Here is a 26,681-nt window from a genome sequence, read left to right as displayed (position 1 = left end):
GGCGGCAGGCTGGATCGCCGGCCCGTGGACTGTCCGCCCGGGTCCTCGGCGCTGAGCGGGGTGGGAGTGAGTGTCTCCGTTGGACGTTTCGGACGGGGCCCGTGAGCCACCCGTGTAGCGGCAAGCGTTTCGGCGCACAGGTGAGGCAAGGAGGAGAGCCGATGTCGAACCCGCAACAGCCCGAACTGCGGCGCAGTGACAAGGGAGCGGGCACTCCGCAGGACAGCCAGGCCCGCAAGGCGGCACAGCCGGCCCACGGAACCGGCGGCCAGGCCCATGGCACCGACCGCGGCGACAAGGGCGGAGGGAAGGGTGGCGGCACGCCTCCCGAGCAGCAGCCGGACCACCCGGCCTGAGCCGGCAGCACGGACGAACGAGGAGAAGGCGTGACCGTACCCGAGGAGCACCGCCCCAAGACGTCGTCTACCGACTTCGTCGTCGAGGCGTCCGAAGAAGAGACCACTGACGCGCAGGGCGGCGGCGCCACCGGCCGCACCATGCGAGAGGCGATGGAAGAAGCAGGGCTCAGCCCCGACGTCGTGCGCGACGAGCATGGACGTCGTCGGCAAGCCGGGCCGCCGGCCGCGGGCGGGGCCCGGCACCGCGCCGTCCCGCCCGCCCGACCCATGACGGGATTCAAGTCGGCCGCCCCGGCCCGGCCCCTCCGAGGCGTCACACCGCCCCTGTGTCACCGCGCACGTCTCCTCGTGGGTCCTCGAAGGTCACGGCCTGATGGTCAGCCAGTCCAGGTCGGTCACGCGGCCCTTGCCTGCCGCCACGAGATAGAGGTCGTGCGATCCGGTGACCGTGTGCTTGAGGTTCACGGAGCGCTCCTGCCAGGCGCCGGTCCCGTTCAGGGGAATCGTGGCCGCCACGCGACCGTCCGGCTTGTTCAGGCGCAGCTGGAGTGAGCAGCCGCGTGCGCAGGCCGGGCCGACGCGCACGGTGAGATTCCTGCCGTTGACGTTCGCCGCGCGGAAGCCCACCCGGTCCCCGTCTCCGAGGGAGACCGCCGCGGTGCCGCGGTCCGTTCCGCGCGCCTCCGTGGCCTGTTCGGCCTGGAGTGTCGAGGCGGCGTCGGGCCCGTCGCCGTACAGCCGGATGTCGTTGACGACCCAGGGACTGGGCCCGCTCGCGGTGAGCGTGATGCGCAGGTAGCGGGCGGTGGTCTGGTGGGGGAGGATCGCGTCCTGGGTGAAGGAGCGGCCGTGGACCCGGGCGAGTGGTGCGCCCCAGTGCGTGCCGTCACGGCTGACGGAGACGGTGATGCCGTACGGCTGGCCACTGGTGTCGCGGCCCGCGTCGAGGGTGAGCCGGTCGAAGGTCTTGCTCTCGCCGAGGTCGACGGTCAGGGACTGGCCGGCCGCCTGCGGGGCGCTGCCCGTCCAGCGGGTGTTGATGTCGCCGTCGACGGTGGTGGCGGCGTCGGTGCCGTCGCTCGAGGTGGCGGTCCAACTGCCGTGCCGCACCCGCTGCTGGCAGCCGGGCAGGCTGCAGCCGGTCGACCACAGAGGTGCGCCGTACTCGTAGGCGCCCTGGTCGGGAGCCGCGCCCAGGACGTCGGTGGTGACGCCGTCGACCACTTCGCCCGCGTCGATGGCGGGCGAACCCGGTGTCAGCCACAGTTCACCGTTGACGGCGTCGGTGTAGCCGGGCGTGGCGCTGATGAGGTTGGAGCGGACGACGGGCAGCGGATCTCCGGCCTTCGTCGCGGTGACCGGCTTGGGCCCGATGATGTTGCTGAAGTAGGAGCCGGACGCGTCGGTGGCGCCGCCGAGGGCGGTCGAGGCGACGTTGATGCCCACGCCGTAGCTGGAGTTGTGGTCCTCGTTGGCGATGCTGGGGCCGGTGTGGCCGTTGAAGTAGACACCCCGACTGCCGGTGTTCCAGGCGACGTTGTGGTGCAGGCGGAAGTGGCCGGAGTAGTTGTCGACGTAGTAGCCGTTCTGGCCGTCGGCGTCGTGGGCGGTGTTGTGGTCGATGGAGGTGCCGGAGCCGTTGAGGCTGCAGCAGACGTAGAAGGGGGAGCCGTCGCGGGAGGTGCGCATCGCCTCGGAGATGTCGTTGTAGGCGATGCGGTTGTCGTGGAACTCGGTGCCGTTGAGCTGCCAGGCGGTGTCGATGGCCGCTCGTCCGGTGCGGCGGACCGTGTTGTGGGTGACGGTGTGGCCGTTGCCGTTGATCTCGATGCCGGGGGTGTAGCTGCCCATCCAGCCGACGTCGTGGATGTAGTTGCCGGTGACGGTGTTGCCGGTGCCGCGGACCAGGACGCCGTCACCGGCCGACTGCGCGATCTCGCTGTTCTTGAGGGTGTTGCCGGTGCCGAGGATCTGCACGCCCGAGTCGAGGATGCGGGAGGCGACGATGTTGCCCTCGAACGGGTCGACCGCGAGATCGCTGTCCGGTGGCATGGGCAGCGTGGAGAACTCGGAAATGTACCTGGCGTGCAGTCCGTCGACCACAACTCCCGTACTCGCCTTGCCCGTTCGCAGGGAGGTTCCCCACAGGTCCAGGCCCCGCACGGTGACGTACGAGCTGCGGCTGAGGTCCACGCCCCACAACCGGTGCTTTGCCGACACGGTGTGTCCGGCGATGCCGTCCTTCGGTGGGACCATGAAGAGGCGGTGCGCGGCCTTGTCGTAGTACCACTCGCCGGGCTGGTCGAGGGCGGCCTTCGAACCGACGAGGTAGTAGTTGCGGTAGGTCTGGTTGCCCATGCACAGGGGCGGGCACCGGTAGTTGCCGCCCTTGAAGTCCAGCGCGCCGGGCGTGGTCGCGGTGACCTTACCGGTCTGCTGGGCCCAGGGATTGGAGCCCGCCCACAGATGTACGGTCGCACCTGTCCAGTCCGCGTCGGGCAGGTCGCTGTCATCGATGTGCTGGTCGGTGGAGGTGCTGTCGGCCTCGGCCCAGGTGGCGTTCAGGGGATCGGCTCCGGAGTTGGGCCAACGTCCCTCCGCCGCACGGGCGTTGTCGAGAAACACCGCGTTGAAGTCCGGGTCGGGCGGCAGGTCGGTGTCGGCGGCGATCAGTCCGTCGCCGGCGTCCTTCCAGCCGGTGACGCGGTCGGTGCCGTCGACGGTCACCGGCCCGTCACCGTAGGCGGCGATCGTGAGGGGGGCGCTGTCGGTGCCCGAGGGCGGGGTGAGTTGTTCGCGGTAGGTGCCGTGGTGGATCAGGCAGGTGTCGCCGGGGCGGACGCGTTCGAGGCATGCGCCGATGGTGCGCAGCGGGCTTGTCTGCGAGCCGCGTGCCTGGTCGCTGCCTTGGGGGGCCACGTGGTAGGTGTGGCCGGAGGGTGCCGCCTGCGCCTGGACCGGGAAGGTCAGCAGCGCGGTCACGGCGCCCAGCACGGACAGGTGTCTGAGTCTCATGTCCTGTCTCCAGTCGTCGGATGTGCGGTGGTCGGGGGTTCTCGCCATGCCGCCTCGGCTTCGCTTCCGTCGGGAGCACCGAGTACGGCACATCGCAACCAGTGCTCGCCGGGCGGGAGTTGGCCGACGAGCATGGGCAGGGCGGTGCGTCGTGCCAGGACGTTCGTGCCGGGCAGGCAGTCGATGACCTCACCCTCGCGACGGCCGTCGAGGTCGTGCAGTGCGGTCAGTCCCGCCGGGGCCGACACCCTCGCGTACGCCGGTCCCGTCTCGCGGTCCGTGCCCGCGTCCCGGTCGACCGCGAAGCCGCCCTCGGCGGTGTGCAGGGCGCGGGCGCTGCGGATGCGGTGCGTGCGCGTGTGCCAGGGCGCGGCGGCCGTCAGCCAAGTGGTGATCTCCACGTCGGGCCAGGGGTGCCAGGTGCTGAGGACCGTGTCGGCGGTGACGTAGTGCGCGGCCGGTTTATCGCGGACCCGGTAGTGCGTCCCGCCGTCGTCGCTCAGCGCCAGCATCGAGTCGTACGCGCCCTGTTCGAGCCCGACCGTGCCGCTCGGCAGGCTGAAGCCGAAGCGGGTCGAGTACGCGAACTTGGCGTATTTCTCGGCTCCGTGGCGCACCCATGGGTGGTGCTGGCGTCCGGCGAGCAGGGTGACGTCTCCGGACGCACGCATGAGGACCGCCCCGGCGTGCTGCTGGGCGCTGACTGCGGGCAGTGCGGGAGCCGGTTCTTCCTTCGCGGTCCAGAAGGCGTGCTGTGCCGGCAGTGCGAGCGGCAGGTACGCCTTGAGTGACCAGTAGGGGGAGCCGGGCGCGTTGTACTGCTCGGCCAGCGCGGGCTGCGGATAGCCGTACCCGATGGACAGCAGCCCGTCGGGCCCGGTCACCGGTCGCCCCTGCCACCAGCGCAGATGTCGCAGCAGATACCCCTTGACCTCGCCCCACGGCAGTACGTCGACGCCCGCGAACGGCAGCGCGCCCCAGAAGGCAGCCTGCGCCCAGCGGTAGGTGAGGCTGCGGCCGTACGGGACGGCGGCCCCGTCATCGGCGAACCAGTGCCGGAAGTCGCCGGCGAACCGGGCCGCCCGTTCCTTGAAGCGGTCGCCGCCGGTGAGCGTGTCGTGGAGCAGTCCGTAGAAGTGCATGGCCCACGGGACGTAGTAGTCGCGTCGTTCGGTGGGGCCGTCCGCGTACCAGCCGTCGCCGAGCCAGAAGGTCTCCAGACGGTCGAGACGCGAGGTGATCAGGGAGCGGTCGTAGGGCACGGCGACCCGGTCGAGACCGAGGCCGACCAGCACCGGGAAGAAGAGCCAGTTGTTGTCGGAGGTCTCCCGGGGCAGCGCGCTGAGCAGCCAGCGTGCGAGCCGGTCGCGTTCGGGGCCGCTCAGCGGGTCCCACCACTGCTCGGGGGCGAGGGCCAGCGCGAAGCCGATGGCGGCCATCTCGACGATGCGCTGATCGCGGTCGACCGGCTCGCCCCAGTACTCGGGGTGCGCGGGATCGCTGCCGTGCGCGAGCCCTTCGACCCACAACTCGGCGTGTGGAACAGCCTGTCCGCCCGCCGCCAGGGGCGCGAGCCCCCACAACGGCCGGGCGAACGCCTCCAGTTCGGCCGCCGTGTCGTCGTGAATCGCGGTGTTCACGCCGAGCCGCACACGCGCCCGTCCCTCGCTGAAGCGGGACGTGACGGGCTCGATCAACGTCTGTACGGCACAGGTGAGTTCGGCACGCGCGTCGTCCGGCGGAGCTTCTCTGTCCATCAGCCCTTCTCCGCTCCGGCCAGCAGCCCGGTGCGCAGGAAGCGCTGGGCGAGGACGAATCCGATCAGCAGCGGCGCGCAGGCCACGAGCCCGGCCAGGGCCGCCTCCGGCTGGTGGATGTCGAGGTCGGCGAAGCCGCTGGAGTTGTTGACGGCGCCGGTGGACTGCAGCAGGGACATCAGGCCGAGTTGGAGGGTGAAGGTGCGGTCGTCCGAGAGCATCACGAAGGGCAGGAAGAAGTCGGTCCAGCAGCGGACGAAGCCGAAGAAGGCGATCAGCGCGACGGCGGGACGGGCCAGCGGCAGGGCGACCGACCAGAACAGCCGCAGTTCGCTAGCCCCGTCGACGCGTCCGGCGTCGAGCAGGCTGTCGGGCAGGTTCGCCTGGAAGTGCAGGAAGGCGAGGTAGACGCCGAAGGGGTAGAAGGACAGCGGCAGGATCACGGACCAGACCGTGCCGGTGAGGTTGATCGCCGACATCTCCAGGTAGAGCGGGAGCACCAGCGCGGCCGGGGGGAGGATCATCGTCACGATCGACAGGGTGAGCAGTGTCCGGCGGCCGGCGAAGTCGTGTTTGGCGAGCGCGTAGCCCGCGGGCACGCACAGCAGCAGGGCGAGGGCCACGCTGGCCGCCGCGTAGGCGATCGAGTTGCCGATCCACAGGGTGATCTCACCGTCGTTGTAGGACGTCAGGTGTGACCAGGCGTCGCCGACGTTGCCCAGTGAGCCGAAGCCGAGCGGTGAACCGGTGGTCAGGTCGTCGGCGGTGCGGGTGGGGGCCAACAGCAGCCACAGCAGGGGCAGTCCGAAGAAGACGGCCGCGCCGAGCAGGAACAGGGCGCGGGCGCCTCGTGACAGTGCGGTCATCGCCTCATTCACCGGGAATCGGGGGAGTGGGTGGCGTACATGCGTGTACGGGTGATCACGATCCACGCGGCCAGCACTCCGACGGCGAGCATGGCCAGCGACAGCGCGGCGGCCTTGCCGAAGTCGCCGTCCTGGGTGGCGTAGACGTAGGCGAGCTGGTTGACGGACCAGGTCGGGCTGATCTGGCCGGGGGCGCTGGTGGACAGCACGGTGGGCTCGACGAACACCTGACTGCCGGAGGCGAAACTGGAGATCAGCACGAAGGCGACGTACGTACGCACCATCGGCAGCTTGACGTGCCACATGGTCCGCCAGGCGGAGGCGCCGTCGACCTGCGCGGCCTCCAGGACGTCCCTGGGGAGGGCGTTGAGCGCCCCGTACAGGACCACGATCCAGCCGCCCGCGTGCACCGCGACGCCCATCACGGTGAGGACAGCGAGGAGGTTGCCGCCGGACAGCGCGTCCGTGGCGCTCTCGATGTCCATCAGTTTGAGCAGTGGGGAGAACGGGCTGCTGTCCGGGCTGACCATGAACAGCCACAGCAGGGCGGCGGCCGAGCCGGTGACCGCGCCGGGCAGGTAGTAGACGAGCTGGAGCATGCTCGTCGTGCGGCCGGGGCGGGCGTGCAGGGTGAAGGCGAGGGACAGCACCATCAGCAGCAGGATCGGCAGCCAGAGCAGCAGATACGTCGTCACGTGGGCGGCCGCGTCGCCGAGCCGGTAGTCGTGGAAGACGGCCGCCCAGTCGCGTCCACCGGAGAAGGAGCCGTTGTCGACGAATGAGGTCCACAGGGCGTATCCGGCGGGCGCGAGCCCGAAGAGCACGAGGAACACCGTGTAGGGGCCGACGAGGATCCAGACGGCGGCGGTACGAACGGGACGGCGCCGGCGGCGGCGACGGGATGACACCGGCGCCGGCGTGGCGAGCGCGGGCGGGCGGGATGTCGTCGTGAGCGTCTTCATCCGAGCGTGTACCCGCTGGTCTTGGCCGCCGCCTCCAGTTTGTCCTGCCAACTGCCGAGGGAACCACGGAGGTTGCCGCCCGAGTCGACCGCCTTGGTGAACGTGTCGTTGAAGCTGCTCTGCCAGTCGGCCTCGAAGCGGACCGCGCCGAAGCCGGGGCGCAGCGCGTTCGCCGCCGCGGTGAGGGCGGGCATCGGGTCCGAGGCGTAGTACGGGTCCTTCGACTTGGCCTCGCCCCACTTCTTCGCGGCTTCCGAGAAGGCGGGGTAAGTGGGCTGCTTCGCCTGGAGGTTCACATCGGTGGTCATCCAGCGCACCAGGTCCGCGGCCTGCTTCGTACGGCCGCCGGCGTGCGAGGAGACGAGGAAGGCGCCTCCGCCGACCTGCCCGGCATACGGCTTGCTCTCGCCGGGCCAGGTCGGCATCGGGGCGGCGGCGATGCGCCCCTCCGGCACCTTGAACGCGGGCGCGAACATGAAGTCGCCGAACCAGGCCGGGGCGGGCAGCATCAGGATCTTGTCGCCCTTGCCGAACTTCGCGAAGCCCGGGTCGATGGGCACGACGGTGGTGACGGCCTTCTTGCGGGCGAGCGGCTGGAGCAGATCGGCGACCCGGGTGCACTCCGGCCGGCCGAGGTCGATGTGGACTTCGGTCAGGCTGAGGGTGTCGCGGGTGGGGCAGCCGCTGCTGCCGAAGTAGATACCGGCGCCGTACTTGCCGTTGACGGCTCCGACGATCGTGCCGGGGTGTTCGGCGGCTGCCTTCAGGCCGGTCCGCTGGTACTCGGCCCAGGTCTTGGGGACCTGGTAGCCGTAGCGCGCCATCAGTTTGGCGTCGTACCACAGGACGGTGGGGGCGATGTCGTTGCGCAGGCAGTACGTCTTGCCGCCGAAGGTGCAGGTGTCGAGGGAGCCGGGGGCGAAGCCGTCGCGGACGGTCTTGGGGACCAGGTCGTCGAGCGGGGCGGCGTAACCGAACTTCTCGCTCGCGAGCGTCGCCGCCTCGGCCGGATTGGCCAGGAAGACGACGTCGGGCCACCCGCTCTTGGTGCGGTTGGCGAGCGAGACCTTGGTGGGCACGTAGCCGGCGTCGGGCGGGATGGTGACGATGCGCATCCTCACGTCCGGGTGGGCCTTCTTGTACTGCTGGGCCGCGGGCATACGGGTGTTGTCCACCCAGACCAGTAACTCGCCCTTCCCGCCGCCCGAACCGGCGCCGTCACCGCCTCCGGTACCTCCGCACCCGGACAGCACCAGAGCCACGGCTGCGACCAGGGGAGCCACGCGCCATCTCTTCATGTAGACCACCAATTCGCCGGGGAGCCGTACTCCGGAAACAAGAATTGCGATACCTTTCGCAAAACTCGATCGCCCGGCAACGTAGGAGATTCATCCGATGACGTCAACGGTTCGGACGGGATCCGGCGACGGAAGGAGACGCACGCTGGCACAAATCGCCGATCGGGCAGGCGTATCGGTGTCCACGGTCTCCAAGGTGCTCCACGACAGATCCGATGTATCGGCGGAGACGCGGGCCAAGGTGCAGCGGCTCCTCGAGCAGCACGGCTACTTGGCGAAACACCACCCGGCAGCCACCGCGGCCCCGCCCGGAGGACTGATCGACTTCGTCATCAACGAACTGGACAGCCCCTGGGCGGTCGAACTCATCCGGGGCGCGGAAGACGTCCTGCACGACGCGGGCATGGGCCTGGTGGTCTCCTCCACCCACGGCCGGACCCGGCGCGCCCGTCAGTGGCTGGACTCGCTCGCCACCCGTTCCACCCGCGGGGCGATCCTCGTGGTGCCCGAACTGACACCCGGGCAGCACGAGGAGCTGAGCAGGCTCGGCATCCCCTACGCACTGGTGATGCCGATCGACGAACCCGCGCCGGGCACACCGTGGGTCGGCGCGACCAACTGGCCCGGCGGACTGGCGGCGACCCGGCACCTCATCGACCTCGGCCACGAACGCATCGCGATCATCAGCGGCCCGGAGCGTCGGCTCACCTCCCGGGCACGGGTCGACGGCTACCGCTCGGCCCTGGCAGAGGCGGGACTGCCCTACGACCCCGAGCTGGTGCGCTACGGCGACTTCACCCACGGCCTCGCCCACCAACACGCCCTGGAACTCCTGGCGTTGCCCGACCGCCCTACGGCGATCTTCGCCGGCAGCGACCACCAGGCGCTGGGCACCTACCGGGCCGCCGCCGAACTGGGTCTGCGCATCCCGGCCGACGTCAGCGTGGTCGGCTTCGACGACCTGCCCTTCGCGGACTGGGTCACCCCGCGTCTGACGACGATCCGCACCCCCCTGGCCGACATGACCGCGCTCGCGGCCCGGATGGTGCTGCGGCTGCTGTCCGGGGAACAGCCGGAGACGACGCGGGTGGAGGTGGCGACGGAACTGGTGGTGAGGGAGAGCAGCGGGCGCCGCAGCCGGTGACTTCGCACTTCTCCCTCAGGAAACCGCTCACGCATGCCATGGACGGACCACGCCGTCAGCGAGCTGCACGAACTGCCGGGCGCCTGGGTGGTGGTGGGTGGGGAAGAAACCGGGAACGACCCCCAGGAGCTTCCCCTCGGCCGGGTCCCATACCGACAGACCGGTGTCGCCTCGAACGCAAGGAGTTCCACGGCCGTTCCGCTCTGACCCGTGTCGAAGATCCGTGCCCCGGGCCGCATGCGTTCGTCGTCATCGCCGATTCCCTCCACGGCGAGGCCGGTGTCTGCACGGTCCGGAGGATCACGGCCCGTTCGGCGGCTCTCCTTGGGCACCGGGCACCAGGCGCCCTGGCTCTCGGTGCCCTGACCGTCGAGGGTGACGCGGCCGAGCAGCTCTACCAGGAGTCGGTCGAACTGTGGGCCAGGTTCGGACGGCTCTGGTGCGGGCCCGGACCCGAGTGTCGGCCGGCGAGTGGCTGCGCCACCACCTCGGCTGTCGAGCTCCCTGTGGACCACGGTGTACCGCACACTCGGCCTCGCCTCGCCTCCCGGAAGAAGATTCCCCGCGCGTTCGGCGGACCTGGCCCGGTGGCCGACGGCTGATCGCTCAGCACCTTCCGCGCCACGGCCCGGTCGCCGCGTACCGATCGAACGCCGGGTCGCCGAAAGAGCGCAGAGGCCGGTCCATCGCAGGCTCCTATCCGCTAACATAGAATAATTAGGTAGATGAATAGGCGAGTGGTGGCGAGGAGTGGCCGTGGACTTCGGACTGACCGACGAGCAGGACATGTTGCGCGCGACGGCACGGCAGTTCGTCGCCGACGTGTGCCCGGCCGAGAAGGCCAAGCAGTGGGACGAGGAGGGCGCGGTGCCGCCCGAGCTGTTCCGGGGGATGGCGGACCTGGGGTGGTTCTCGCTGCCGTTCAGCGAGGACGAGGGCGGTGACGGCGGCGGCCCCCTTGAGCTGATCCTGATCGCCGAGGAGCTCGGGCGGGCCAGCTTCGACGTCGCCATGTGCTACATCGGCGTCCTCATTCCCGGGATCACGGTGTTCCGGTGGGGCAGCGAGGCGCAGCGTGACTTCATCCGCGGGCAGGTCATGACGGGACGCCACCGGCTCGCCGTAGGCCTGAGCGAGCCGGACAGCGGATCGGACGCGGCTGCGCTGCGCACCTCCGCCGAAGAGCACGGGGACCACTTCGTCGTACGGGGCCAGAAGGCGTGGTGCACGGGCGCCGGACTGCCCGACACGACCATCGCGACCTACGTGCGCACAGGGCCCCGGGAGCCCAAGCACAGCGGCATCAGCCTGCTGCTCGTCGACCCGGCGACGGCGGGCGTGGAGGTGCGCCGGACCCCGACCCTCGCCCGGCACATCCTGGGCACGAACGAGGTCTTCCTCAACGACGTCAAGGTCCCGAAGGAGAACCTCGTCGGCCCGCGCGACGAGGGCTGGAAGGTGATGCTCTCCAACATCGAGCTGGAGAAGGTGATCATCACCGGCGGCTATCTGGGCGCGGCCCAGGCCACCCTGGACGAGATGCTGGAGTACGCCCGTACCCGGCACGCCTTCGGCCGCCCGGTCGGTAACTTCCAGGCCCTCGCCCACGCCATGGCCGACCTGCAGACCGAGATCGACTCCGCCCGGCTGCTCGCCTACCGCGCCGCCTGGCTGCTCGCGCAGGGCAAGCCGTGCACGCGAGAAGGGTCGATGGCCAAGCTCAAGGGCTCGGAGACCTACGTGGCGGCGGCCCGGCTCGGGATGCAGGTCTGCGCGGGGCACGGCTTCTCGACGGAGAGCGTGATGAGCTTCCGCTACCGGGAGTCGATCGTGGCCACGATCTCCGGGGGGACGAGCCAGATCCAGCGCAACGGGATCGCCCGCAGCATGGGCCTGCGGTCCTACTGACCCTCGGCACCGTCGCCCTGTCCCGCCAGCCACTCCTCGTGCCGTGCGAAGTGGCCCCGGTCCCGGGTCACCCAGATCCCGGAGGCCCGGGCCAGCACGGCCCGAGCAGGCAGCAGCACCATCTCGCCCGCGATGTACCAGCGTGAGCCCTCCCGTCGCTCGACCCACGCCCGGACCTGAAGCGGACGTTCCACCGGCACCGGCTTGACGAAGCTCACGGTCAGCTCCGCCGTCACGCTCAACGTCCGGTGCAGCAAAGGGAGATGGCCCAGGCAGTCGTCCAGCACGGCCGCCGTCCAGCCGCCGTGCGCCACATTGGGCCCGCCCTCCTGGTCCCGCGGGCAGGCGAGCTCGAACCACGCCACGCCGTCCTCGTCGAGCCGTTCGTGCTCCACACCCAGCCGGCAGGCACCGGCGCCGCGGCACGCACCGCACAGCGCCACTCCGCCGGGGGTGCGGGGCGGTTCCTGGAAGTCCGCCCCCGCCCAGTGACCGGTGCCGGGGACCGTCTTCGACATGCTCGTACTCCTCGTGTCAGGCATCGGCAAGCAGCGGGCGCAGCTTCCCGGCGATGAGCTGGACCTGGCGGGCCACCATCTCCTCGGGCATCCCGGCCAGCGAGGCCCACAGGAACACCCCTTCCACCGGCAACCCTGCCACGTACGTCGTGATGGCCTCGGCGACGTCCTGCGGGGTGCCGTAGAGGAACTGTCCGACGCCGGTCGCGCTCAGCCCCGTCGCGCGCCATTTCTCGGGGTCGATGGGGCGGGGGACCGGCTGGTCCGTTCCCTCCACCATGTACCGGCGGTAGCTGTCCCACTGGTACGCCAGGTGCCTGCGCACCACCGGCCAGTCGCCTTCGGGGTCCTCGGTGACGAACGTGGTGAACGAGCCCTGCATGCGGGCCGTCGACGGGTCGTGGCCGCTCTCCGCGAGCCCGTCCCGGTACGGCGTGAGCAGTGCGGGATTCAAAGACAGCAGACCCGTGCCGAGCCGGCCGGCCCTGCGGGCGCCCTGCGGGCCCTGGTAGCCGAGCCAGATCGGCAGGGGGTCCTGGACGGGGCCGGGGGTGACCAGGGACTCGGCCCACAGCGCGCGGATCTCCCGTACGCGCTGGTCGGTCGTCGTGTAGCGCCGGGTGAGGTCGGCGTCGAACAGGCGGTACTCGGGCACCCGGTAGCCGGTGCCGAGTCCGAGGTCGAGGCGGCCGTCGCTGATGATGTCGACGATCGCCGCCTGTTCGGCGAGTTCGGGGGCCGCGTGCAGCGGGGCCGGGATGACGGCGGTGCCCAGCCGCACCCGCCGGGTGCGGGCCGCGGCGGCTGCCGCCATGGTGAGCGGCTGGGGGAGGTAGCCGTCCTCGAAGCCGTGGTGCTCGGAGAACCAGACGGAGTCGATGCCGAGCCGGTCCGCCTCCTCGCACATCTCCAGGGCGAACCCGTACACCCGCGACCAACTCTGCCGCCACGGGGGCGGGTTGCGCAGGTCGAAGTAGATGCCCACCTTCACGCCGGACCGCCTCCTGTTGTCGTGTCGTCGGTCAGCCGGATCGTCGCGTGCGCGACGGCGACGCCTTCTCCGGGTGGCAGCAGCCGTACCGGGCGCAGTTCCAGCGCCTCGATCTCGGGGAGGTCCTCGACCATCGCGGAGATCCGCAGGACGGTCTCCTCCAGCGCCGCGAGATCCACCTCGCGCCCGCCCGCCCGGCCGTCAAGGAGCGGGGCCGCCCGCAGGGAGCGGATCATCTCGCGGGCGTCGCGGTCGCTGAGCGGGGTGACGCGGTGCGCGACGTCCGCCATGAGGTCGGCGTAGTCGCCGGTGAGCCCGAAGGAGACCACCGGCCCGAAGACCGGGTCCGCGCCGACGGAGAGGAACGCGTCCGGGCCGGGGCCCGGCCCGGTGTCCCGTACGGCGATCCCGTACGAGGCCAGCAACTCGGCGGCGACCGCTGCTGGGACCGGACCCGGGGCGCACCCGGCGAGCAGCGACCGTGCGTGCTCGGCGTCGATGTCCGCGAGGTCCGGTATGACGCCCGCGGGGGTGCTGCGCCAGGCCTGGTAGGCGGCCGCGTGACCGAGTGAGGCGGCCGCCGCTTCGGGGAACGTGTAGGTCGGTACGACGAGTGCGTCCCGGTGCAGCAGATCGGCGACGCCCGCGCCGCCCAGGAAGCTCGTCACCACCGGCTTGTCGGGCCGGGCCGCGGCCGCGTCGAGAATCGCCGACGCCACCTCGTCGGGCTTGTCCGCCAGCGGCGGCATGAACAGGACGACGGCCGCGTCGATGCCGTCGTCGGCCAGTACCGCGTCCAGCGCCTGCCGGTAGTGCTCGGCAGTGGCCATGGGGGTCAGGTCGATCGGGTTGGCGAGGTCCGCGCGTGGCGCGAGGGCGTCGGCGAGCCGTTGCCGGGTGGCTTCACCTAGTGCGGGCACGCACAACCCGCTCGCCGCGCAGGCCCCCACGGTCAGTGCCGCGGGGCCGCCCGCGTTGGTGATCACGGCGACCCGGTTGCCGGGCGGTGGAGGCTGGTGGGCGAGCAGCAGGGCGACGTCGAACAGCTCCTGGAGGCTGCGGGTGCGGATCACCCCGGACTGGGCGAACAGCGAACTGACCGCCGTGTCCGCGGGCCCGGGGTGGACCGCGACGATCGGCTTGCGCGGCGCGATGCGGCGGGCGACGCGGGCGAAGCGGCGCGGATCGCCGAAGGTCTCCACGTGCAGCAGGATCACCGAGGTCGCCGGGTCCTCCTCCCACCACTGGAGCAGCTCGTCGGTGGACACGTCCACGGCGTGACCCACCGACACGAAGCCCGAGAAGCCGAGCCGCAGCCGCTTGGCGAAGTCGAGGACCGCGAGCCCCAGCGGCCCGGACTGGCTGGACATGGCCACCCGGCCGGGCGTGGGCAGGGCGGGCGAGAAGGTCGCGGCCAGCCGCGCGGCGGGTGTCGTGTTGAGCACGCCCATGCAGTTCGGGCCCACCAGCCGCATCCCGGAGGCCCGTGCGAAGCGGGCCAGTTCCAGCTCGGCCGACCGTCCCTCGGCGCCGGCCTCCCCGAAGCCCGTCGAGACGACGACCACCGCTTTGACGCCGGCCTCCGCGCAATCGCGCACGGCCGCGGGGACGGCCGCGGCCCGTACGGCCACCAGCGCCAGGTCCGGCGGTTCGGGAAGGTCCCGGACGCCGGGGTAGGCCGGCAGCCCGGCGATGTGCTCGGCCCGCGGGTTGACCGGGAAGACGCTGCCGCCGAAGCCGCCCCGCAGCAGGTTGGCCACGATCTCGTGGCCGATCGTGAGCGGGCTGCGGTTGGCGCCGATCACGGCGACCGAGCGCGGTTCGAGCAGGGGTCTGAGGGATCGCCGTACGGCTGTGTGCTCGCGGCGCTCGGCCCGGGCCACGGCTTGGGCCTGTGGGTCGGCGGCGATCTCGAAGTGGATGATCTCGCCGGGCGGCCCGGCCTCCACCCGGTAGCCGGAGCCGAGGAAGACGTTGATCATCCGGGTGTTGTCGGCGAGGACGTCGGCCTCCAGCACCCGGATGCCCCGGGTCCGGGCGGCAGCCGCGATGTGCTCCAGGAGCAGCCTGCCGAACCCCTCGCTCTGGTGGTCGTCGCGGATGGTGAACGTGACCTCGGCGTGCTCCGGTTCCTCGGGGTCGCGGGTGTAGCGGACCAGGCCGGCTATGTCGTCGCCTGCCAGGGCCACGAGCGCCAGCTCGTTCAGGTAGTCCACGTGGGCGCCGCGCCGGATGACGTCGTCGCGCGCCCTGACCACCGGCCCGAGCGAGCGGTAGGCCAGGGTGGCCCGGGACAGGCTGCCGACGAAGGCGACCAGGCGGTCGGCGTCCTCGGGCCGGATCGGCCGGACGAACGTCGACCGGCCGGTCCTGACGAGCCCCGGCCGTTCCAGATCCTCGGGATACGAGCGGGACGCGGGATGTGAGGGGTGCGGGGGAGTGGTCACGGTGGTGTGCCGCCGGTCAGACGGCCGCCTCCTGGGGAGTCTGCTCGGGCAGCTTGAACAGCTCGTTGAACGTGCCGCGCGTGACCCGGTCGCGGATGTCGTCCGACACGCCGTCGAACAGGTCGTGCAGCGTGGACTGGGTGTGGCCGTAGGTGCCCTCCAGGTGGGGGTAGTCGTCGCCCCACATCACGTTGCGGTAGCCGGTCGACTCGACGATCTCCACCGAGCTCTTGTCGTGCTGGAAGGACGCGTACACCTGCTGCCGGATGATCTCGCTGGGCAGCCGGCTCAGCTTCGGCCGCACGAACATGCCGTGCTGGCGGTAGGCCTCGTCCATCCGGTCACCGATGGCCGGCACCCATCCCGCGCCACCCTCCGCGATCAGGATCCTGAGATCCGGGTGCCGGTCGAGGGCACCGCCGGCGACCAGGTGGGACACCACGCGCATGCCCGGGTAGGTGGTCTCCATGTAGTTGACGACCGCGCCGCCGGGCCCGCGGAAGACGACATTCTGGCCGCCCGTGCCGATGTGGAAGCCCAGCACCACGCCCGCCCGCTCGGCCGCGGTCCACAGCGGCTCCCAGCGCTCGAGGGCGTACTCCTCGCCCTCCCGGGTCGAGCACGGCAGGAAGACCGCCTTGAAGCCCATCTCGGCCGCCCGCTCCAGCTCGGCGACCGCGTCGTCGATGTCGGCGGTCGAGACGCAGGCGGTGGTGATCACGCGCTTGTTCTTGCTGAGGATCTCGTCGTACGCCCAGTCGTTCCACGCCCGTACGGTCTCCCGGGCGAGCTCCCGGTCGGTGATCGACACGAGCCAGAACCCCATGGAGGGAAAGGCCAGTTGGGACCAGACGCCCTCCTGGTCGAGGTCCTTGAGCCGTACTTGCAGGTCCCAGGCACCCGGCGGGCGCATGGCGTCCATGAAGTCGCCGAGCTGGCGGTCGATGCGCTCGCCGTCGATGTAGAGCATCTCGTACTTCTCGCCACGCTCGCTGCGCGGTGCCCGGGCGGCGAGCCGGGCGGGCAGCCGCTCGGTCCACACGTCGGCGGGTTCCATCACGTGGGAGTCCCCGGAGTTGACCCAGATCTTCGTCATGACGCTCCTCAGGGCAATGGATGTAATCAGTTAGCGATTTTAGTTGTATGGGGCGCCGAAGGGAAGGAGATGCCGACCCTCGCCTTGAATCCGTCCAAATAGTTGACTGATTGCGCTGTTAGTTGCAAGATCTGGGCACCGAGCCGCGAGGAGGCGTCATGGTGGGTGACAGGGACCCCGGAGACAGGTACTTCGAGCCCCAGGTGGAGACCATGCCCCGCGAGGAACTGCGCGCGCGGCAGGAGGAACAGGTCGTCGAGCTGGTCGAGTACGCCTACGCCAACTCCGCCTTCTACCGGGAGCTGTGGGACGAGCACGGGGCGCACCCGCGCGACATCCGCACGCTGGACGACTTCCGGGCACGGATCCCGTTCATCACCAAGGACATGGTGCGCGCCTACCGGGCCCGCACCGGCGACCCCTTCGGCGGTCTGCTCTGCGTCCCCGTCGAGGAACTGACCTCGGTCTCCTCCAGCTCGGGCACCACCGGCGATCCGGAGTTCTTCGCCGAGATCTGGCAGGACGCCCCGCCCCTGGTCACCGCGCAGGTGCGCGACCTGTGGGAACTGGGCCTGCGGCCCGGCGACCGGGTGCTCAGCCCGCCCGGCACCTTCCGCAACCTCATGGACCCCGGCTACCAGGCGCTGGGCGCCGTGGTGATCGAGGTCGACACCTGGATGGGCAAGATGCACGAGGTCGTCGAGGCCCTGCGCACCTACCGGCCGGCCTATCTCCAGATGATGTATCCGCAGATGGTGGAGCTGGAACACCTGGCGGAGAAGACCGACCTGCGGGAGGCGTTCTCCTCCCTCAAGGGCGCCTCCTGCGCCGGCCAGCCGCTGAGCCGGAAGATGCGCGAGCGGATCCGGGACGACTGGGGCATCGACGTCTACGAGTACACCAGCGCCGCCGACACCGGCACCGCCTGGGAGTGCCGCGAGCACGACGGTTTCCACCTGTGGGAGGACACCGTCTTCGCCGAGTGCGTGGAGGTCGGAGAGGGCAGGGAGGGCGGCTGGCGTGACGTCCCCGAGGGCGACCTGGGCGAACTGGTCGCCACCGACCTGGACAACCGGGCGGCACCGCTGATCCGTTACCGCAGCGAGGACCTGGTCCGCCTGTCCCGCGACACCTGCGGGTGCGGCCGTACCCACGCCCGGATGTGGGTGGCCGGACGGAGCGGCGACGAGACGCTGGTCCAGGGGCGCTCCGTGGTGCTGCGCGACATCTGGCAGGCCGTGGAGGACCAGCCGGAGACGGTCGCCGGAGTCTTCCAGATCGTCCGGGACCGCCGCGAGGTCGACGAACTGCGGCTGCGCGTCGGCTACGACCCCGCACTCACCGGGGACGTCGACGCCCTGGCAGGCCGGCTGACCGAGGCCGTGCGGACCCGCACCGGAGTCAAGCCTGTGCTCGATCTGCGCACCGAGGAGGACCTGTTGAAGACCATGACGAGCGTCGCCAAGTTCCCCCGGGTGGTGAAGAGCTGATGACCCGAGCCGACACCCTGTCGCGGGCCGGGCTGCTGGAGCGCCCCGAACTCGCCTACCTCGTACGCTTCCCCACCGCCGACGGCATCCGGGAGACGGAACTGACCTGGGCCGAGCTCGCCCGGGACACCGACTGGGCCACCGCCCGGCTGCGGGAGCACGGCCTCGCCGCCGGACAGCGGGCCCTGCTGACCGCCTCGGGCTTCGAGGGGTTCTGGGGACACGCGGTCATCGGCGCGCTCCGCGCGCTGAAGGTGACGTACGGCATCGCCGAGGCGATGGGCTGGGACCACCGCCGTACCTCCGTCTTCCACCGCGAGCTGCGACCGCACGCGGTGATCGGCCTGTCCGCCGAGACCCTGGAGGGACTCGCCGGGACCGCCGACATCGGAGAGATGTTCCGGCCGACCTCGGTCGTCCTGGCGCGCCCCGCCGCCGTGCCGATGCTGCGTGCGGTGGGCGTGGCCGCCTGTCTGTTCTCGGCACTCGGACCGGCCCTCGCCCTGGAGTGCCCCGAGCGGAGCGGCGCCCACGTCAACCCCGCCGAATGGCGCGTCGGCGAGCGTGACGGGCACCTGTTCCTGGCCGCCGGGGGGCAGCGCACGTCAGCCCTGCCCGAGACCCCGCTCGGCATCGCGGGCCGGGTCGTCGCCGGGCGGTGCGCCTGCGGCAGCGAGGATCCGCGCGTGCTGTTCGCCGAAGCCCGAGCCGACCAGCCACTGTGAACGAGGAGTCGAGGATGTCCGAAGGAGTGGTCGACGGCCGTGTCGTGGTCGTCACCGGAGCCGGCAACGGCATCGGCCGGGCCCACGCCCTGGCCTTCGCCGCGCACGGAGCGAAGGTCGTGGTCAACGACCTGGGCGGCGCACGCGACGGCGGGGGCGCCTCGGCCGGACCCGCGCAGACCGTGGTGGACGAGATCGTCGCGGCCGGCGGCGAGGCCGTGGCCAACACGGACGACATCTCCACCTGGGACGGCGCAGGCCGCCTTGTCCGGCAGGCCGTGGACACCTACGGCGGCCTGGACGTGCTGGTCAACAACGCCGGCATCCTGCGCGACCGGATGATCGTGTCGATGACCGAGCAGGACTGGGACAGCGTGCTCGCCGTCCACCTCAAGGGCAGCTTCGCGACCCTGCACCACGCGGCCGCCTACTGGCGTGAGCGCGCCAAGTCCGGTCACGCCAACGACGCCCGGGTGATCAACACGACCTCCCCGTCCGGCATCTTCGGCAACCCCGGGCAGTCCAACTACGGCTCGGCCAAGGCCGGCCTCGCGAGCCTCACGATCATCGCCGCCGCCGAACTCGCCCGCTACGGCGTGACGGTGAACGCCATCGCGCCCACCGCGCTCACCCGGCTGACCGAGGACATCGAGATGATGCGGCAGGCCGCACAGCGCCAGGACCTCACCCCGGAGGCGATCTCGCCGCTCGTGGTGTGGCTCGGTTCGGCCGCCTCGCGCGAGGTCACCGGCCGGGTCTTCGGCGTCGTCGGCAACCGGATCACCGTGCTGGAGGGCTGGGTCAACGGCCCCGGCGTGGGTTCGGAGAACCGGTGGACCCCCGAGGAGCTGTCCTCGGTCGTTCCGAACCTGGTGGCCAAGGCGGCACCCAACGCCGACGCCCTCGGCAACCGGAACGGGGCCTGAGATGAGCACTCATACGGAACAACTGCCGGTCGCCGAGGACCTGTTCACCTGGCCTCCCGGGGACGAGAACCCGTTGCGGCTCATCGGCTCCGAATGCGCCGATTGTGGCCTGGTGAGCTTCCCGGCCGCCTCCGCCTGCGTGCGGTGTGCGAGCACGGAGTCCAAGCAGCGGCTGCTCGCCGACCGCGGCACCCTGTGGACGTTCACCACCCAGGACTTCCGCCCGCCGTCCCCGCCGTACGACGGACCCGCGGCCTTCGAGTCCTACGCGGTCGGGTACGTCGAACTCCCCGGCGAACTGCTGGTCGAGGCCCGGCTCACCGAACCCGACCCGGACAAGCTGCGCATCGGTCAGCCCATGCGGCTGACGCTCGTGCCCTACACCGTCCGGGACGACGGCACCGAGGTCGTCACGTTCGCGTTCACCCCGGCTGAGGAGGAGACATCGTGACCGAGGCCGTCATCATCGGAGTGGGCCTCCACCCCTTCGGGCGCTTCCCCGGGAAGCCGGCGCTGGACATGGGCGCGGACGCGGTACGCCTCGCGCTGGCCGACGCGGGCGTCAACTGGCCGCAGATCCAGGGCGGTTACATCGGCAGCTACGAGGTCGCCAACCCGGACGCCATCGTGGGACGCCTCGGTCTGACCGGCATTCCGCTGCGCGGAGTGTTCAACGGCTGCGCCACCGCCGGCACGGCGATCGCGCTGGCCGCCCGCGCCATCGAGACCGGCGAGCACGACCTGACCATCGCGATCGGCCTGGACAAACACCCGCGCGGCGCCTTCGCGGCCGACCCGTCCGTGGCCGGCATCCCCTCCTGGTACGGGCAGACCGGTCTGTTCCTCACCACCCACTTCTTCGGCATGAAGATCAACCGCTACATGCACGAGCACGGCATCTCGCACGAGACGCTCGCCCGGGTGGCCTCCAAGAACTTCGGCAACGCGGCCGCCAACGAGAAGGCCTGGCGCCGGACCCCCCTCACCCCGGAGGAGGTCCTGGCCTCGCCCGTGCTCAACTACCCGCTGCGCCAGTTCATGTACTGCGGCCCGAACGAGGGCGCCGCGGCGATCGTGCTGTGCCGCGCCGACCAGGCCCACAAGTACACCGGGAAGCCGGTACGCGTCCGTGCCACCGCCCTGCGCAGCCGCAGACTCGGCGCCTTCGAGGTGCAGAGCCCCTCGTTCCCGGTCGGCGAGGTCGTCGAGAGCCCCACGGTGGACGCCTCCCGGGCGGCCTACGAAAGCGCGGGCATCGGCCCGGAGGACGTCGACGTCGCCCAGCTCCAGGACACCGACGCCGGGTCGGAGATCATCCACATGGCGGAGAACGGCCTGTGCAAGGACGGCGAGCAGGAACGCCTGATCGCCGAGGGCGCCACCGGGATCGGCGGCCGGCTCCCCGTCAACACCGACGGCGGACTGCTCGGCAACGGCGAACCCATCGGCGCCTCCGGCCTCCGGCAGATCCACGAGATCGTCCTCCAGCTCCGCGGTACGGCGGGGGACCGGCAGATCTCCGGCACTCCCCGCGTCGGCTACACCCACCTGTACGGCGCGCCGGGCGCGTCGGCGGTGACGATCCTCTCGACCTGAAAGCACAGGGGACCCCGCAATGGGCTTGGCACACGAATCGCAGGACATGCAGGACTTCGCCGCCGAGGCGCGCGCCTTCCTCGACGCCCACGCGGCGAAGGCCGCCGACCGCGCCGCCGTCACCTGGGGCGAGGGCGACGACTCGATGGCGTACTTCAGCAGCCTCCCGCCCGAGGAGGAGGCGGAGCAGGTGCGGCGGGCGCGCGCATGGCAGCGCACCCGCCACGAGAACGGCTTCGGCTGGATCACCGGGCCGCCCGAGTACGGCGGCCGGGGCCTGACCCCCGTCCACGACCTGCTCTACGACAGCATCGAGTCCGAGTACGACGTCCCGGACACCGGAGTGCTCGGCGTGGTCGGCCTCGGCATGATCGGACCGACGATCCTCGCCCACGCCCAACCCGCCCTGCGCGAGCGATGGTTGCCCGCGATGTACCGCGGAGACGCCATCGCCTGCCAGCTGTTCAGCGAACCCGGCGCCGGATCCGACCTGGCGAGCGTGGCGACCCGGGCCGTCCGCGAGGGCGACGACTGGGTGCTCAACGGGCAGAAGGTGTGGACGTCGGTCGCCCACCACAGCCAGATCGGCCTCGCGCTGACCCGCACCGACCCCGACGCGCCCAAGCACCGCGGCATCACCGCCTTCCTGGTCCCCATGGACACCCCCGGCGTCGAGGTCCGCCCGCTGCGTCAGATGACCGGCGGCGCCGACTTCAACGAGGTCTTCCTCACCGACGTCCGCATCCCCGACGACCACCGCCTCGGTGAGATCGACGGCGGCTGGACGGTCGCCCTGACCACCCTGATGAACGAGCGCAACACGGTCGGCAGCGAGGGCGCGGGCCCGGTGGCCGCCGCCCTGTCCCCGGACCACCTCTCGGCCCTCATGCGCGCCACCTGGACCTGGGACGACCGCGCCCTGCGCGGACGCCTCGCCGAACTCCTCGTGGACGCGATGGCCACCGGCTACCTCAACGACCGCGCACAGCGCACCCTTCGGGCCGGGATCGCCCCCGGTCCCGAGAGGTCCGTCGCCAAGCTGATGTACGGCCAGAACCTCACCCGCGCCGCCCACTTCGTGTCCGAGTGCCTCGGCCCGCGCATCATCGCCGACACCGGCCGCTGGGGCATGTACTCCTGGTCCGAACTCCTGCTGGCCACACCGGCGTTGCGCATCCTCGGCGGCACCGAGGAGATCATGAAGAACATACTTGCGGAGCGGGTCCTCGGTCTGCCCAAGGAGGCACGCGCATGAGCGTCGACGAGAGCGGGCTGAAAGAACTCCGCGCGTCCGTGCGGGAGTTCCTCGAGGCGAAGTCGTCCGAGGAAGCGGTACGCAAGCTCCTCGACAGCGAGCCCCGCTTCGACCCGGAGGTGTGGGCGCAGGCCGCCGACCAGCTGCGCCTGCCGGCCCTGGCCATCCCCGAGGAGTACGGCGGTGACGGCTTCGGACCGGTCGAACTCGGCGTCGTCCTGGAGGAGATGGGCCGCGCCCTGTTCTGCGCCCCCTTCTTCGCCACCGTCGTCCTGGCCGTCCAGGCACTGCTGGCGACGCGAGACCACGAGGCCTGCGCACGCCATCTGCCCGGCATCGCCGCCGGGCGGACCACCGCCACTCTCGCGGTCGCCGAGGAAGCCGGGTCCTGGGACCCCGCCCTGATCTCCACCCGCGCGATCCCGGACGGGGACGGCGGCTGGAGAATAAGCGGCCGCAAGAGCTTCGTCATCGACGGCACCACGGCCGACCTGATCCTCGTGGTCGCCCGCACCGTCGCCGGACCCACCTTCTTCGCGGTGGACCGAACGGTCCCCGGAGTGACGGCCGAGGCGATGGAGACCCTGGACGCCAGCCGGGCGATGGCCCGGCTGACGTTCGACGCCGTGCCCGCGACGGTTGTCGGCGCGGAAGGCGCGGGCGGGCGCATCATGGCCGACGTCCTCGACATCGCGTCCGTGGGGCTCGCCGCCGAGCAGTCGGGCGGGGCGCGCCGGTGCCTGGAGATGAGCGCGGAGTACGCCCGCACCCGGCATCAGTTCGGGCGGCCCATCGGCTCCTTCCAGGCCGTCAAGCACAAGTGCGCGGACATGCTGGTCCAGACCGAACTCGCCGAGGCCGCCTCACGGGAGGCCGCGCTGCTGGCCGCCGAGGGCTCCGCCGGCTTCCCGGTCGCCTCGGCGGTCGCGCACGCGAGCTGCTCCAAGGCGTACATGTTCGCCGCCATGGAGAACATCCAGATCCACGGCGGCATCGGCTTCACCTGGGAGCACCCGGCGCACCTGTACTTCCGGCGGGCCAAGTCCTCCCAGCTGCTCTTCGGCGGACCGGCGATCTACCACGAACGCCTCCTGGACCGGCTCGGCATCTGACGACCGAGCTGTCAGCCGTCGAGAGGGTCCCGGGGCTTCGGACGTCCCCGGGGCCCTCTCGACGACTCCGTCCGTCGGATGGTCCGGCGCGTCGCCTAGTCTTCGTGCTCATGACGCGTGTCTGGCTCCTGCCGATCCTGTTCCTGCTCTGCGGCACAGGCCTCGCGGTCGGGCTGCTCCTCGACGAAGACCCCGGCACCGCCGTGGTACTCCTGCTGCTGTTCACGCTGCTCGCGGGGGTGAACTCGCCCCTGGTCTTCCCCAGGTCGATCGACGCGGCGGAGGCGCGACGCCGCAGCGCGGCCGACGGCCGGCCGGTCGTGTTCTGGCGGCCGGGCTGTGTGTACTGCCTCCGGCTGCGCATGCGGTTGGGCCGCCGGGCCCGCCGGGCGCACTGGGTCGACATCTGGCGTGACCTCGAGGGCGCGGCGGCGGTGCGGGCGGTCAACGACGGCGACGAGACCGTGCCGACCGTGGTCGTGGCCGGCCGGTCCCACGTCAATCCCGATCCCGCGTGGGTGCGCGAACAGCTCTCCCGATCCGCCTGACCGCGAGTCCCACGCGGACGAGCTCAGCCGCGCGCCGCCTCGCCCAGCAGGGCCTTGGCGATGATGACCTGCTGGATCTGGCTGGTGCCCTCGTAGATGCGGAACAGTCGGGCGTCACGGTAGAAGCGCTCGACCGCGACCCCGCGCATGTAGCCCGCGCCGCCGTGGACCTGGACCGCGCGGTCGGCGACCCGGCACACCATCTCGCTCGCGAAGTACTTCGCACACGACGGGCCGATCTTGGTGTCGGTCCCGGCGTCGAAGGCGCGCGCGGCCTCCAGGACGGTGGCCCGGCCCGCGTAGTAGTCGGTCTGCGAGTCCGCGATGAGGCCCTGGACGAGCTGGAAGGAGCCGATGAGCTGTCCGGACTGCCTGCGGGTGCTTGCGTAGGCGACCGACTCGTCGACCAGGCGCTCGGCCATCCCGACCATCAGCGCGGAGATGTGCACCCGCCCGTGCGCGATGCAGCCCATCGCCGTGGAGAAGCCCCGGTTGAGCCCGTCCGCGCCGCCGACCAGCGCGGAGGCCGGCACCCGTACGTCGTCGAAGTACACGTCCGCCGTCCACGCGCCCAGCTGGCCCATCTTGTGGTCCCGGGGGGCCACGGTCAGACCCGGAGTGCCGGCGGGGACCAGGAAGGTCGAGATGCCGCGGGTGCGCGGGGCGTCGGGGTCGGTGCGGGCGAAGACCATGAAGACGTCGGCGAGCGGGGCGTTGGTGATGTACCGCTTGGCGCCGTTGATCACCCACTCGTCGCCGTCGAGATATGCCTTCGTGGTGAGCGTCGAGGGGTCGGAGCCCGCGTCCGGTTCGGTGAGCGCGAACGACGCCAGTACCTCGCCCGAGGCGATCCTCGGCAGCCACTCCGCCTTCTGGTCCTCCGTGCCGCCGACCATCAGGACGTGTCCGGCGATGCCGTTGTTCGTCCCGAACATCGAGCGCAACGACGGTGTCGTGTAACCGAGTTCGAACATCAACTGAGTCTCTTCGTACATCGAGAGCCCCAGCCCGCCGTACTCCTCGGGCAGCGCGAAGCCGAACAGGCCCATCTTCTTCGCCGCCTCGCGGATGTCCGCGGGCATCTCGTCCTTCTCGTCGATCTCCGCCTCGAGCGGCACGACACGGTCCCGGACGAAACGCCGGACCTCGGACAGCACGTCGCTGAAGTCAGCCGCGTCCATGTCGACTCCCTTACCTAGTGATCCGCTTGTGTCTCGTCCGGTGGGGGCGAGCCCGGTGGGGTCGCGTCCGGCGTGCGCTCGGGCCGGTAGCAGACGGCCAGCAGCGCCGCCGCGCTCGCCGTACCGAGTCCCGCCGCCAGCAACGCGGGCCCCACACCTGCGCGTTGCCGACGCAGCAGCCCGTCGAGGGAGTAGCTCCCGTGGCCCAGACCCGCCAGCGCGACGGCCGCGCCGCCCACCACACCCACGTACTCCCAGCCGCCCTTGAAGACGAAGAAGCCCTTGCCCCGGTGGTCGGTGCGCGCGGCCACGGCCATCAGGCCGACGGCGGCGGCCGCCGGGAGGGGGTTGGCCGCCCCCAGGGTGATGCCGATCCCCGCCGCCATCTCGGTACCGGCCGCCATCCGCGCGTGCACCTGGGCCGGTCTGAGGCCGAGCGCCTCGAACCATCCCGTCGTGCCCTTGAGCCCGCCCGGCCCCGCGACCTTGTTCCAGCCGTGGGCGAACAGCATCGGGCCGAGCGTGCCCCGCAGGACGAGCGCGGCGGCGTCATGACCCTTCACTGGCCCGCTCCGGTGGCCCGGCCCGCCGGTGCGACGCCGTACAACCGCGGTACGGCGTCCACGAGTTCGTCGTAGGTGAGGGCCTGTCCTGACTCGCTCGGGTGGACCGCGGCGACGGTCCAGCCCTGCAGCCGGTTCAGCCGGTTGCCCTCGATCCGCAGGACCTGGCCGGTCAGCCAGGCCGCGTTGTCGGAGGCGAGGTAGACGACGACTCCCGAGGCGTTGGCGGGATCGCGCGGATCGAAGTCACCGGTGGCCCGGAGGGATTCGCCGACGGCCAGCCCGTCCGTCATCCGGGTGGCCGCGATCGGCGAGATGGCGTTGGCGGTGACGCCGTACTTGCCCATCTCCAGGGCGGTCAGGACGGTGAGCCCGGCGATTCCGGCCTTCGCGGCACCGTAGTTGGACTGGCCCTGGTTGCCGAAGAGGCCGGTCCCGGACGTCGTGTTGATGACGCGGCCGGTGACACGCTCACCGCGCTTGGCGGCCTCGCGCCAGTACGCGCACGCGTGCCGGGTGAGCGCGAACGTGCCCTTGAGATGGACCGCGATCACCGAGTCGAACTCGGCCTCGCTCATCGAGAACAGCATCCGGTCGCGCACGATGCCCGCGTTGTTGACGATGACGTCCAGTCGGCCGAACTCGGCGACCGTGTCCGCCACCATCGTCTCGGTGGCCGCCCAGTCGGTGACCGACGCGTGGTTGGCGACGGCCAGGCCGCCGAGTTTGGTGATCTCCGCGACCACGTCGTCGGCGGGGGAGTCCCCGGTGCGCTCACCGTGTACGCCCGAGCCGAGATCGTTCACGACCACGGTGGCGCCGGCCTCGGCGAGCGCCAGACAGTGCGCCCGGCCCAGCCCCCGGCCACCGCCGGTCACGATGGCGACCTTGTCGTCGAGAATGCCCACGCCGTACCTCCAAAGC

General features: G+C 71.1%; 23 protein-coding genes. 11 read left to right on the top strand and 12 right to left on the bottom strand.

What is annotated here, in order from left to right; translation table 11 throughout:
• Window positions 1-161: 161 nt before the first annotated feature.
• The gene (locus tag ABZT06_RS13855; protein ID WP_355739636.1) at window positions 162-356 is read left to right on the top strand and encodes a hypothetical protein; all 195 of its coding nucleotides are present in this window, start codon (window positions 162-164) and stop codon (window positions 354-356) included.
• Window positions 357-722: 366 nt separating this feature from the next.
• On the opposite strand, the gene ABZT06_RS13850 is transcribed toward ABZT06_RS13855, so the two are convergent.
• From ABZT06_RS13850 to ABZT06_RS13830, 5 genes are read right to left on the bottom strand one after another with little or no spacing between them, the layout of a single operon-like run.
• Entirely contained in the window at window positions 723-3,374 is a 2,652-nt protein-coding gene (locus ABZT06_RS13850) for a discoidin domain-containing protein (protein ID WP_355739633.1), read from the bottom strand.
• Entirely contained in the window at window positions 3,371-5,131 is a 1,761-nt protein-coding gene (locus ABZT06_RS13845; protein WP_355739630.1) for a DUF2264 domain-containing protein, read from the bottom strand. Before ABZT06_RS13845 ends, ABZT06_RS13850 begins: the two co-directional genes overlap by 4 nt.
• On the bottom strand, window positions 5,131-5,997 hold the full coding sequence (locus tag ABZT06_RS13840; protein ID WP_355739627.1) for a carbohydrate ABC transporter permease: 867 nt from the start codon (window positions 5,995-5,997) through the stop codon (window positions 5,131-5,133). The genes ABZT06_RS13845 and ABZT06_RS13840 overlap by 1 nt, the downstream gene beginning before the upstream one ends.
• 8 nt (window positions 5,998-6,005) lie before the next feature.
• The gene (locus tag ABZT06_RS13835) at window positions 6,006-6,959 is read right to left on the bottom strand and encodes a sugar ABC transporter permease (protein WP_355739624.1); all 954 of its coding nucleotides are present in this window, start codon (window positions 6,957-6,959) and stop codon (window positions 6,006-6,008) included.
• On the bottom strand, window positions 6,956-8,257 hold the full coding sequence (locus ABZT06_RS13830; protein WP_355739621.1) for an extracellular solute-binding protein: 1,302 nt from the start codon (window positions 8,255-8,257) through the stop codon (window positions 6,956-6,958). Before ABZT06_RS13830 ends, ABZT06_RS13835 begins: the two co-directional genes overlap by 4 nt.
• 97 nt (window positions 8,258-8,354) lie before the next feature.
• On the opposite strand from ABZT06_RS13830, the gene ABZT06_RS13825 reads away from it, so the two are divergent.
• Together ABZT06_RS13825 and ABZT06_RS13820 are read left to right on the top strand one after the other, a co-directional pair.
• On the top strand, window positions 8,355-9,401 hold the full coding sequence (locus tag ABZT06_RS13825; protein ID WP_355739619.1) for a LacI family DNA-binding transcriptional regulator: 1,047 nt from the start codon (window positions 8,355-8,357) through the stop codon (window positions 9,399-9,401).
• A 756-nt stretch (window positions 9,402-10,157) separates the two neighbouring features.
• Window positions 10,158-11,309 carry an acyl-CoA dehydrogenase family protein gene (locus ABZT06_RS13820; RefSeq protein ID WP_355739616.1) on the top strand — a complete coding sequence of 384 codons (1,152 nt, stop codon included), beginning with the start codon at window positions 10,158-10,160 and terminating at the stop codon, window positions 11,307-11,309.
• Here the strand turns inward: ABZT06_RS13820 and ABZT06_RS13815 are convergent.
• The 4 genes from ABZT06_RS13815 to ABZT06_RS13800 are packed head-to-tail and all read right to left on the bottom strand — an operon-like array spanning window position 11,303 to window position 16,361.
• Window positions 11,303-11,827: a PaaI family thioesterase gene (locus ABZT06_RS13815; RefSeq protein ID WP_355739614.1), complete on the bottom strand. Its 525-nt coding sequence runs from the start codon at window positions 11,825-11,827 to the stop codon at window positions 11,303-11,305. The genes ABZT06_RS13820 and ABZT06_RS13815 overlap by 7 nt on opposite strands.
• Before the next feature lie 16 nt (window positions 11,828-11,843).
• Window positions 11,844-12,818, bottom strand: coding sequence for an LLM class flavin-dependent oxidoreductase (locus tag ABZT06_RS13810; protein WP_355739611.1), 975 nt, complete (start codon window positions 12,816-12,818; stop codon window positions 11,844-11,846).
• Window positions 12,815-15,265 (bottom strand): GNAT family N-acetyltransferase, encoded by a 2,451-nt coding sequence (locus ABZT06_RS13805; RefSeq protein WP_355739608.1) that lies wholly within the window; start codon window positions 15,263-15,265, stop codon window positions 12,815-12,817. The genes ABZT06_RS13810 and ABZT06_RS13805 overlap by 4 nt, the downstream gene beginning before the upstream one ends.
• A 16-nt stretch (window positions 15,266-15,281) precedes the next feature.
• The gene (locus ABZT06_RS13800; protein ID WP_355739606.1) at window positions 15,282-16,361 is read right to left on the bottom strand and encodes an amidohydrolase family protein; all 1,080 of its coding nucleotides are present in this window, start codon (window positions 16,359-16,361) and stop codon (window positions 15,282-15,284) included.
• A gap of 158 nt (window positions 16,362-16,519) precedes the next feature.
• On the opposite strand from ABZT06_RS13800, the gene ABZT06_RS13795 reads away from it, so the two are divergent.
• The 8 genes from ABZT06_RS13795 (at window position 16,520) to ABZT06_RS13760 (ending at window position 24,013) form a co-directional block, all read left to right on the top strand.
• Complete coding sequence (locus ABZT06_RS13795) at window positions 16,520-17,851, top strand: phenylacetate--CoA ligase family protein (protein ID WP_355739603.1); 1,332 nt, start codon at window positions 16,520-16,522, stop codon at window positions 17,849-17,851.
• Window positions 17,851-18,576, top strand: a complete 726-nt coding sequence (locus ABZT06_RS13790; RefSeq protein ID WP_355739601.1) for a hypothetical protein — start codon at window positions 17,851-17,853, stop codon at window positions 18,574-18,576. The genes ABZT06_RS13795 and ABZT06_RS13790 overlap by 1 nt, the downstream gene beginning before the upstream one ends.
• 14 nt (window positions 18,577-18,590) lie before the next feature.
• Window positions 18,591-19,502 (top strand): SDR family oxidoreductase, encoded by a 912-nt coding sequence (locus ABZT06_RS13785; RefSeq protein ID WP_355739598.1) that lies wholly within the window; start codon window positions 18,591-18,593, stop codon window positions 19,500-19,502.
• A 1-nt stretch (window position 19,503) separates the two neighbouring features.
• Window positions 19,504-19,953, top strand: coding sequence for an OB-fold domain-containing protein (locus ABZT06_RS13780; RefSeq protein WP_355739596.1), 450 nt, complete (start codon window positions 19,504-19,506; stop codon window positions 19,951-19,953).
• Window positions 19,950-21,098 carry a thiolase family protein gene (locus ABZT06_RS13775; RefSeq protein ID WP_355739593.1) on the top strand — a complete coding sequence of 383 codons (1,149 nt, stop codon included), beginning with the start codon at window positions 19,950-19,952 and terminating at the stop codon, window positions 21,096-21,098. The genes ABZT06_RS13780 and ABZT06_RS13775 overlap by 4 nt, the downstream gene beginning before the upstream one ends.
• 25 nt (window positions 21,099-21,123) lie before the next feature.
• Window positions 21,124-22,353 (top strand): acyl-CoA dehydrogenase family protein, encoded by a 1,230-nt coding sequence (locus ABZT06_RS13770; RefSeq protein WP_355739590.1) that lies wholly within the window; start codon window positions 21,124-21,126, stop codon window positions 22,351-22,353.
• Entirely contained in the window at window positions 22,350-23,465 is a 1,116-nt protein-coding gene (locus ABZT06_RS13765) for an acyl-CoA dehydrogenase family protein (RefSeq protein WP_355739587.1), read from the top strand. The genes ABZT06_RS13770 and ABZT06_RS13765 overlap by 4 nt, the downstream gene beginning before the upstream one ends.
• Window positions 23,466-23,575: 110 nt before the next feature.
• A complete protein-coding gene (locus ABZT06_RS13760; RefSeq protein ID WP_355739585.1) occupies window positions 23,576-24,013 on the top strand; it encodes a glutaredoxin domain-containing protein in 438 nt (145 codons plus the stop codon).
• A 23-nt stretch (window positions 24,014-24,036) separates the two neighbouring features.
• Here ABZT06_RS13760 and ABZT06_RS13755 read toward each other — a convergent pair whose 3' ends face one another.
• Genes ABZT06_RS13755 through ABZT06_RS13745 form a run of 3 tightly spaced genes read right to left on the bottom strand, consistent with a single transcriptional unit; the run spans window position 24,037 to window position 26,665 of the window.
• Entirely contained in the window at window positions 24,037-25,194 is a 1,158-nt protein-coding gene (locus ABZT06_RS13755) for an acyl-CoA dehydrogenase family protein (protein ID WP_355739583.1), read from the bottom strand.
• A 14-nt stretch (window positions 25,195-25,208) separates the two neighbouring features.
• Window positions 25,209-25,757, bottom strand: coding sequence for a DoxX family protein (locus ABZT06_RS13750; RefSeq protein WP_355739580.1), 549 nt, complete (start codon window positions 25,755-25,757; stop codon window positions 25,209-25,211).
• Window positions 25,754-26,665 carry an SDR family NAD(P)-dependent oxidoreductase gene (locus tag ABZT06_RS13745; protein ID WP_355739577.1) on the bottom strand — a complete coding sequence of 304 codons (912 nt, stop codon included), beginning with the start codon at window positions 26,663-26,665 and terminating at the stop codon, window positions 25,754-25,756. Before ABZT06_RS13745 ends, ABZT06_RS13750 begins: the two co-directional genes overlap by 4 nt.
• Window positions 26,666-26,681 lie beyond the last annotated feature (16 nt).

It is taken from the genome of Streptomyces sp. NPDC005483 (assembly GCF_040606035.1).
Classification (GTDB): domain Bacteria; phylum Actinomycetota; class Actinomycetes; order Streptomycetales; family Streptomycetaceae; genus Streptomyces.
This window is presented reverse-complemented; position numbering and strand designations above follow the sequence as displayed.